Origin of the sequence: Nonomuraea recticatena, from assembly GCF_039533245.1 — a bacterium.
Taxonomy (GTDB): Bacteria; Actinomycetota; Actinomycetes; order Streptosporangiales; family Streptosporangiaceae; genus Nonomuraea; species Nonomuraea roseola.
On the sequence record NZ_BAAATE010000081.1, the window covers coordinates 1 to 7,045 of the forward strand.

The 7,045-nt window shown below is 67.5% G+C and carries 10 protein-coding genes; 9 read left to right on the top strand and 1 reads right to left on the bottom strand.

The window, feature by feature from the left end; all coding sequences use genetic code 11:
- Positions 1-255: 255 nt before the first annotated feature.
- From ABFX50_RS50020 to ABFX50_RS51740, 9 genes are all read left to right on the top strand, one after another.
- Positions 256-666 carry a hypothetical protein gene (locus ABFX50_RS50020; protein ID WP_346158247.1) on the top strand — a complete coding sequence of 137 codons (411 nt, stop codon included), beginning with the start codon at positions 256-258 and terminating at the stop codon, positions 664-666.
- Positions 663-1,832, top strand: a complete 1,170-nt coding sequence (locus ABFX50_RS50025; RefSeq protein ID WP_346158251.1) for a zinc-dependent alcohol dehydrogenase — start codon at positions 663-665, stop codon at positions 1,830-1,832. The genes ABFX50_RS50020 and ABFX50_RS50025 overlap by 4 nt, the downstream gene beginning before the upstream one ends.
- A 77-nt stretch (positions 1,833-1,909) precedes the next feature.
- Positions 1,910-2,236, top strand: coding sequence for a hypothetical protein (locus tag ABFX50_RS50030; protein WP_346158253.1), 327 nt, complete (start codon positions 1,910-1,912; stop codon positions 2,234-2,236).
- 57 nt (positions 2,237-2,293) lie between these two features.
- On the top strand, positions 2,294-2,746 hold the full coding sequence (locus ABFX50_RS50035; RefSeq protein ID WP_346158256.1) for a DUF4383 domain-containing protein: 453 nt from the start codon (positions 2,294-2,296) through the stop codon (positions 2,744-2,746).
- A gap of 153 nt (positions 2,747-2,899) precedes the next feature.
- On the top strand, positions 2,900-3,028 hold the full coding sequence (locus ABFX50_RS50040) for a hypothetical protein (RefSeq protein WP_346158258.1): 129 nt from the start codon (positions 2,900-2,902) through the stop codon (positions 3,026-3,028).
- Positions 3,029-3,211: 183 nt separating this feature from the next.
- Positions 3,212-4,651 carry a DUF4158 domain-containing protein gene (locus ABFX50_RS50045; RefSeq protein WP_346158261.1) on the top strand — a complete coding sequence of 480 codons (1,440 nt, stop codon included), beginning with the start codon at positions 3,212-3,214 and terminating at the stop codon, positions 4,649-4,651.
- Positions 4,618-5,397, top strand: a complete 780-nt coding sequence (locus ABFX50_RS50050) for a Tn3 family transposase (protein WP_346158263.1) — start codon at positions 4,618-4,620, stop codon at positions 5,395-5,397. The genes ABFX50_RS50045 and ABFX50_RS50050 overlap by 34 nt, the downstream gene beginning before the upstream one ends.
- 11 nt (positions 5,398-5,408) lie before the next feature.
- Positions 5,409-5,774 (top strand): Tn3 family transposase, encoded by a 366-nt coding sequence (locus ABFX50_RS51735; RefSeq protein ID WP_379504372.1) that lies wholly within the window; start codon positions 5,409-5,411, stop codon positions 5,772-5,774.
- On the top strand, positions 5,723-6,250 hold the full coding sequence (locus ABFX50_RS51740) for a Tn3 family transposase (RefSeq protein ID WP_428834740.1): 528 nt from the start codon (positions 5,723-5,725) through the stop codon (positions 6,248-6,250). Before ABFX50_RS51735 ends, ABFX50_RS51740 begins: the two co-directional genes overlap by 52 nt.
- A gap of 342 nt (positions 6,251-6,592) precedes the next feature.
- On the opposite strand, the gene ABFX50_RS50060 is transcribed toward ABFX50_RS51740, so the two are convergent.
- A complete protein-coding gene (locus ABFX50_RS50060) occupies positions 6,593-6,943 on the bottom strand; it encodes a hypothetical protein (protein WP_346158267.1) in 351 nt (116 codons plus the stop codon).
- Positions 6,944-7,045 lie beyond the last annotated feature (102 nt).

Below are 7,045 nucleotides of genomic sequence, written 5' to 3' on the forward strand. Positions count from 1 at the left end.
GCGCGGGCAGGAGCTGCACATCCGCGCAGTCCTCGCCGCCAACGACGAGCACAACCGCTCAGAGCCAGGTGTCGACAGCAGTGCCCCATGGGGCTCACCAGCGATGCTGACGAGCATGTCGTGGGTAGTGATCCCGCGCCCATGCCGTCCAGCACTCTGGCCGCCTGCATCGGGGTGTCCTGGCGTGACCACCCATGTTCGATCACAGATTTATCGGGGCAGAGGCGAGGGATTCGACGGCTCAAGGGAGCGGGCATGAACCTCAGGAAAACGCTCGGGGTGGGCGCGCTGGCGGCAGGCGGTATGGCGCTCGCCGTGCGGTACGGCAGAGCTCGCAGGCGGCACGCGGCGCAGCGGGCCGTGCGGTGGTTCGCGGTCACGGTGCAGGCCGAGCCCGACGAGCTGCGCGGCGCCAGCCGTCCCCAAGCTCTGGCAGAGCTCGCCCGGCACGGTCTGAGGATCACGCCCGCGCCCGGCGGACGAGGCAGCGAAGTGACGGTGCGCGCCACTGACGAGCAGACCCGTGAACAGCTGCGGGCGGTCAAACAGCTGCTGGAGACCGGCGAGGTGCTGCGTATGGACGGCCAGCCCGAAGGGCACCGCACCGCGCTGGGCCGCATCATGCTGCCGGCGGCCAGACGGCTGATGAGAGCAGGCGCGCGATGAGGGCGCTGTGCTGGGCCGGGATCAACGAGGTGGCCGTTCAGGAGGTGCCGGACCCGAAGATCCTCAACCGCCAGGACGCGCTCGTCCGGGTCATCGCGAGCTCCGTGTGCGGATCAGATCTGCACCTGCTCGACGGATACGTGCCGACGATGATGGCCGGAGACGTCATCGGTCATGAGTTCTTGGGCGAGGTGGTCGAGGTCGGGCCGGACGTGCGGGAGCGCCGGACCGGCGAGCGCGTGGTGGTGTGCTCGATCATCGGCTGCGGTCGTTGCTGGTACTGCTCGGAGCAGCTGTGGTCGCTGTGCGACAACAGCAACCCGGACCCAGCCTTCCTGGAGAAGCTCAACGGCCACGCCACCGCAGGGATCTTCGGCTACTCGCACGCCATGGGCGGCTTCGCCGGCAGCCACGCCGAATATGTGCGCGTGCCGTACGCCGACGTGAACGCCTTCCCGGTGCCCGGCGAGGTGCCCGACGAGAACGCGGTGTTCGCCTCCGACGCGGTGCCCACCGGATGGATGGGCGCGGAGATGGGCGGAGTGGGGCCAGGCGACGTGGTGGCGGTGTGGGGATGCGGCGGGGTCGGACAAATGGCGGTGAGGGCGGCCTACCTGCAGGGCGCCGAGCGCGTCATCGCCATCGACCGTTTCCCCGAACGGCTGACGATGGCTGCCGACCGGGTGGGCGCCGAGATCCTCGATTACGAGCAGGTCGACGTGCTCGAGGCGCTCAAGGAGGCGACCGGTGGCCGCGGGCCGGACGTGTGCATCGAGGCCGTCGGCATGGAGGGGCACGGGACCGGCCCACAGTACGGCTACGACCGGGCAAAACAGGCGCTGCGCCTGCAGTCCGACCGCGGCCTGTCACTGCGGCAGGCCATCCACGCCTGCCGCAAGGGCGGCACCGTCTCGGTGCTCGGAGTGTTCCTCGGTGTGGTGGACAAGTTCCCGATGGGCGCGGTGATGAACAAGGGCTTGACGCTGAGCAGCGGTCAGCAGCACGGTCAGCGCTACATCCCGATGATCCTCGACGGCATGGCGAAAGGGAGCATCGACGCTTCGCACCTGCTCACCCATCCGCTGTCGTTGGAGGATGGGCCGAAGGGATACGAGCTGTTCAAGCACAAGCGGGACGGCTGCGTACGCGCCGTCTTCCACCCGTGACCCCTGACACCGCTTGGGCGTCTTCTTCCTGGGGTTGGCTGGTGATGGTGGGTCTTGATGTCTGAATGTCAGGCTGGATGCTGCGGTTGCTGGTCGGGAGGCACTCCACCTCCTTTTCCACCGCCCTTGTTGCCTTTGTCGGTGCCGTGCGGTTGCCCGGAGACGTCACCGCTGGGCGACTCCGGTACGGCATCGAGTTCCTCGTCGCTGGCACCGCCCTTGCCGGATCGCCGGACCTCTGGCTGCTGTGGCTCGGTCATGAGGTGTCCTTCCTGGGGAGAGCTGCGAAGGTTCCCCTCCCCGGACACCTGGCGAGCAAACTGGCCCACCTCAGGGTGCTCATAGACGGTGTCCGAGTGGCCGTACTTGATCGACCGCCACGACGGTCCGGTGGCAGTGTGTGATTCCGGCGCTGGGGGGTAGAGGCACGCCTCCCAAAGCCTCTCGAAGGGGGGAGCCCCGTGAGCACCCCACGCGACCAGTCTGCCCGCACGCCCGTCCAGCTCGCCGCGCTCGTGGTCGGCGTGGTGTTCCTGCTGGTAGGCGTGCTGGGATTCGTGCCCGGCGTCACCAGCAACTACGACAGCCTGCGGTTCGCCGGCCACCACTCCGACGCGCTCCTGCTGGGACTGTTCCAGGTGTCGATCCTGCACAACATCGTGCACCTGCTGTTCGGCGTCGCCGGCATCCTGCTGGCTCGCACGCGCGGCGCCGCCCGGGCGTACCTGATCGGGGGCGGCCTCGTCTACCTGCTGTTGTGGCTCTACGGCATGGTGATCAATCACCAGAGCCCGGCCAACTTCGTGCCGGTCAACCCAGCCGACAACTGGCTGCACCTCATCCTCGGACTTGGCATGATCGCTCTGGGGTACGTGCTGGCCCTCCAGCCTGGCAAGACGCGGACGACTCCTTAGCCGCCCTCAAGACTTTGCCTGACAGGGAAAAAGGGGGCTGCTGCCGCACACCTGTGCGGGTAGGCGGCAGGCATGGACAGCGAGAAGCCGGAAGGACCTCAGCTATGCGGCTGGTGTGGCATGGGGATCCATGACGGGATGGAGGTCCACGGCATGGCACCGGACTCTTCGGTGACGCACGCCAGTGACCCCGCACGCGACGGCCAGCGCTTCCTGACCAGCTGCAGCCGTGAGCATCTCGCCGCGCTGCAGGAGCACTACCGGCACCGTCCCGGGGGTTGAGCAGCATACGAACGAAAAGTCGCGTTAGACGGCCCTCAGGACTTAGGTAAGCGTGGATGACCGTTCCGGCGTACTTGGCCTGCGGAATCATGCAGGTTCACGGGGTCGCCTGATCTGTTGGCGGATCACAATTCGATCTTGCATCTGGTCCGTGTTGGTGGATGAGTCCTGCTTTCTGGGCCCATGCCGGTTGAGTTCTTGAGTGATGAGGAGGCGGCCGCCTACGGCCGCTACGTAGGGGCACCGACGCGAGCCGAGCTGGAGAAGATGTTCTTCCTCGACGACGCGGACCGGAAGCTGATCGGGCGCCGCCGTGGCGATCAGCACCGGCTCGGGTTCGCCCTGCAACTGACCACGGCCCGGTTCGTGGGCCGGTTCCTGCCGGACCCGCTGGAGGTCCCGGCCGAGGTGATCGACTACCTGGCCGATCAGCTCGGGGTGACGGACGTCTCGCAGATCAAGCAGTACACCGAGCGGCGCCAGACGCAGTTCGACCACCAGGACGAGATCAAGAAGGCGTACGGGCTGCGGGAGTTCTCCGCGGTCGAGGCGGAGTTCACCACGTGGGTGGATGCGCGGGCGTGGAAGCCCGGGGACGGCAAGAAGAGCATCTTCGTCGACGGGGTGAGCTGGCTGCGCGCCAACAAGGTGCTGCTGCCGGGGGTGACCACGCTGACCCGGCTGATCGCCCGGGTGCGCGATGAGGCGACCGAGCGGCTGTATGAAACGCTGTACGGAATCTTGCCGGCGCGGCAGCAGGCGATCCTGGCCCGGCTGCTGGAGGTGCCGGAAGGGGCGCGCTCGTCGGATCTGGAGCGCTGGCGCAAGGGCCCGTCGGTGCCCTCGGGCCGGAACATGGAAAAGGCGCTGGAGCGGGCCGGTGAGATCCTCAGCGTCGGCCTGGGCGCGATGGAGCTGCCGCCCAGAGTGCCGCATCGTCGGATGGTGGATCTGGCCCGGTACGGGATGACCGCCACGGCGACCACGCTGCGCCGGCACGGTCCCTCGCGGCAGCTGGCGACGTTGCTGGCCACGGCCATCTACCTAGAGGGCAAGTCGGTCGACGACTGTCTGGACCTGCTTGATCTGCTGATGACGACCCAGCTGATCGGCAAAGCCGAGACTGCCACCGACAAGGAGCGAGCCCGCCAGCACCCCAAGCTCGCCCGTCACTCGGCCACGCTCGCTGTCGCGGTGGAGACGCTTCTGGAGGTCACCGGGTACAGCGAGGAGTTGCGGCTGGAGCAGGTGTGGGAGGCGATCGACGCGATTGTGCCGCGCCGGGAGCTGAAGGAGGCGGTGGCCGCGGTGACCGGAATGGTGCCGCCGCCGGACGCCGACGCTGACGGGCAGATGCGGGCGCTGCTGGCTGAGCGGATCCCCACCGTGTCGGGGTTCCTCAAGACGCTGACCACGGTGATCGAGTTCGGCGCGAACGCCGAAGCGCAGCGGGTGCTGGCGGCGATGAAGACGCTGCCCCGGCTGCTGGACGGCCGTAAGAAGAAGGTGACCGAGGACGACATCGACATCGTGCTGGTGGGCGGTCGTGGAGGCGCCTGGTGTTCCTGGCCGGATCGCATGGCAGCACGGTGGACAAGAACGCCTACACCATGTGCGTGCTGACCCAGTTTCACCGCCACCTCAAGCGGCGCGACGTCTACGCCGAGGCCTCGGCCCGCTGGCGGGATCCGCGCGGCCAGCTGCTGGACGGCGCGGACTGGGTGGCGGCCAAGGGGCCGGCGCTGACGGACCTGCAGCTGCCGGAGCATCCGGAGACGCTGCTGCCCGAGCACGCGCTGGTGCTGCATCTGGCGTTGCGAGACGTGGCCGCCCGGCTCGGCACCGACGGCGTCGACGTCACCGTCGATGAGGAGGGACGGCTGCACGTGGCCAGGCTGAAGGCCATGCCCGAGCCGCCCTCCCTGGTGGATCTTCGAAAGCGGGTGGCCGCCATGCTGCCCCGGGTGGACCTGCCCGAACTGCTGCTGGAGGTGATGGGCCGAGTCCCCGGCTTCGAGGAGGCCTTCACCTCGGTGGCGGGCGGGGTGAGCAAGCTGGCCGACTTTCACATCTCCGTGGCGGCCTGCCTGACCGCGAGTGCGCTGAACATCGGCTACGCGCCGGTCATCAAGGCCGGCACCGCGGGGCTGGAGCGCGACCGGCTCAGCCACGTGGCTCAGAACTACCTGTCGGCCGAGACGTTCTCTTTGGCCAACGCGCCGCTGATCGAGGAGCAGGCGAAGATCGGTTTTGCCCGGCAGCTCGGCGGCGGCCTGGTCGCCGCGATCGACGGCATGCGGTTCGTGGTCCCGGTGCCATCCATCTACACCCGGCCCAACCGGAAATTTTCGGCGGCAAGAGGGGCCTGACCTGGCTCAATATGATCAATGACCAGGGGGCCGGGCTGGGCGCGAAGGTGGTCACCGGCACCGTCCGGGACACGCTGCACATGATCGATGTGCTGTTCCGGCGCGACGGCGGGCAGCGGCCGGACATCATCGTGACCGACACCGGGTCCTACAGCGACGTGGTCTTCGGGCTCGTGCATCTGCTGGGCATGCAGTACCGGCCGGCGCTGGCCGACCTCCCCGACCAGAAGGGCTGGCGGATCCAGGACGCCCACTACGGGCCACTGGCGCGTTCGCCCGCGGGAAAATCGATCTGGCCAAGGTCAAACGGCACTGGGGTGACATCCTGCGGGTGGTGGTGTCGATCTACACCGGCCGGGTCCGCGCCTATGACGTGATGAGGATGCTACAGCGGGACGGCAACCCCACCCCGCTCGGGGACGCGATCGCCGCCTACGGCCGTATTTGCAAGACGCTGCACATCCTCACCTACGCTGTGGAGGAGCCGTACCGGCGCGACATCAAGGGCATCCGCAACCTTCAGGAATCCCGCCACGCCCTGGCCGGGAAAATCTTCCACGGCCGCAAGGGCGAGGTCTACCAGCGTTACTACAAGGGCATGGAGGACCAGCTCGGCGCGCTGGGCCTGGTGCTCAATTGCGACACGCTGTGGAACACCTTCTACGTCGACAAGGCCTTGGCCCGTCTGCGAATCGCGGGCTACCCTCTCGCACAGGAGGACATCGCCCGCCTGTCACCGTTCGGCCGCCGGCACATCAATGTGATCGGCACCTACACCTTTGCGCCGCCCGACCTCGGTCCTGCGGGGGTCCGGGAACTGCGCGACCCGGCCGAATCCGACTGGGACGACTGACGCTGGCGGTGATGACCGCTCGGAGTCCCTCTGCGGAAGTCGGGCTGCGGGCAGCGCATGAGCAGGTGCTGCGCGGCTTCGCATAGACGGGAGCGGCACCGGGGTGGCCGAACTGACCTGCGTGGCCGCCCCTACGAGGGAAGCCTCACGCCGGTGCCAACTGGCGGTTCACTGGCGGAAGCGGAGCATGCGCCGATAGGTGCTGATCACCGTCCCCCGAGGGTCACATGAGCGGCGGATCGGCCGATTGTGAGAATGCGAGCTGGACGCGATCCGATTAGTTCAAAGGCCGAGGGCGCGGGGGCAGCGTGCTGCCCCCGCGCCCTTGAGAAGCGCCGGTGTTCAGGTTCTGTTGATCGCCTTGTCCAAGCCCAGGCTCTCGGTTCGCGTCTGCAGGAACGTCCGCAGTGTCTTCGCTTCGGTTTCGATCGCGGCCGTGTCGGCTCCATTGTTCAGTTTGTAAGAGCTGACGAGGTTGTCGAGCAGCTTGGAGGCGCTGCCATCGGTCAGGAGTTTGTTGTACAGGTTTCTGTACTGCTCCTCGTAGACCTTCTTGAAGGTGGCGTTCTTGAGGAACTTCTCCTTCAGCGGGTGGCCCATGGTCATGCCGCCCCTCGGCTGGCCGAGCTGCGGGGGCTGGCCACTCTGTGCGGATTGCCCGTTCTGGCGAGGGCGGCCACGGCCGAATCCCATGCTGAGGGCGTTCCACCCGAGGACTGGACACCTGAGACCCTGGACCTTGCTGGTTCGGGGAGATCGGGAGAGTGTCCCGTTGGGGATGAAGAACTATCCACC

Excerpts from the sequence above, each read along its gene's own strand:
- ABFX50_RS50020 (WP_346158247.1), top strand. The coding sequence starts at position 256 with ATGAACCTCAGGAAAACGCTCGGGGTGGGCGCGCTGGCGGCAGGCGGT.
- ABFX50_RS50025 (WP_346158251.1), top strand. The coding sequence starts at position 663 with ATGAGGGCGCTGTGCTGGGCCGGGATCAACGAGGTGGCCGTTCAGGAG.
- ABFX50_RS50030 (WP_346158253.1), top strand. The coding sequence starts at position 1,910 with ATGCTGCGGTTGCTGGTCGGGAGGCACTCCACCTCCTTTTCCACCGCC.
- ABFX50_RS50040 (WP_346158258.1), top strand. The coding sequence starts at position 2,900 with ATGGCACCGGACTCTTCGGTGACGCACGCCAGTGACCCCGCACGCGAC.
- ABFX50_RS50045 (WP_346158261.1), top strand. The coding sequence starts at position 3,212 with ATGCCGGTTGAGTTCTTGAGTGATGAGGAGGCGGCCGCCTACGGCCGC.
- ABFX50_RS51735 (WP_379504372.1), top strand. The coding sequence starts at position 5,409 with ATGATCAATGACCAGGGGGCCGGGCTGGGCGCGAAGGTGGTCACCGGC.
- ABFX50_RS50060 (WP_346158267.1), bottom strand. The coding sequence starts at position 6,943 with ATGGGATTCGGCCGTGGCCGCCCTCGCCAGAACGGGCAATCCGCACAG.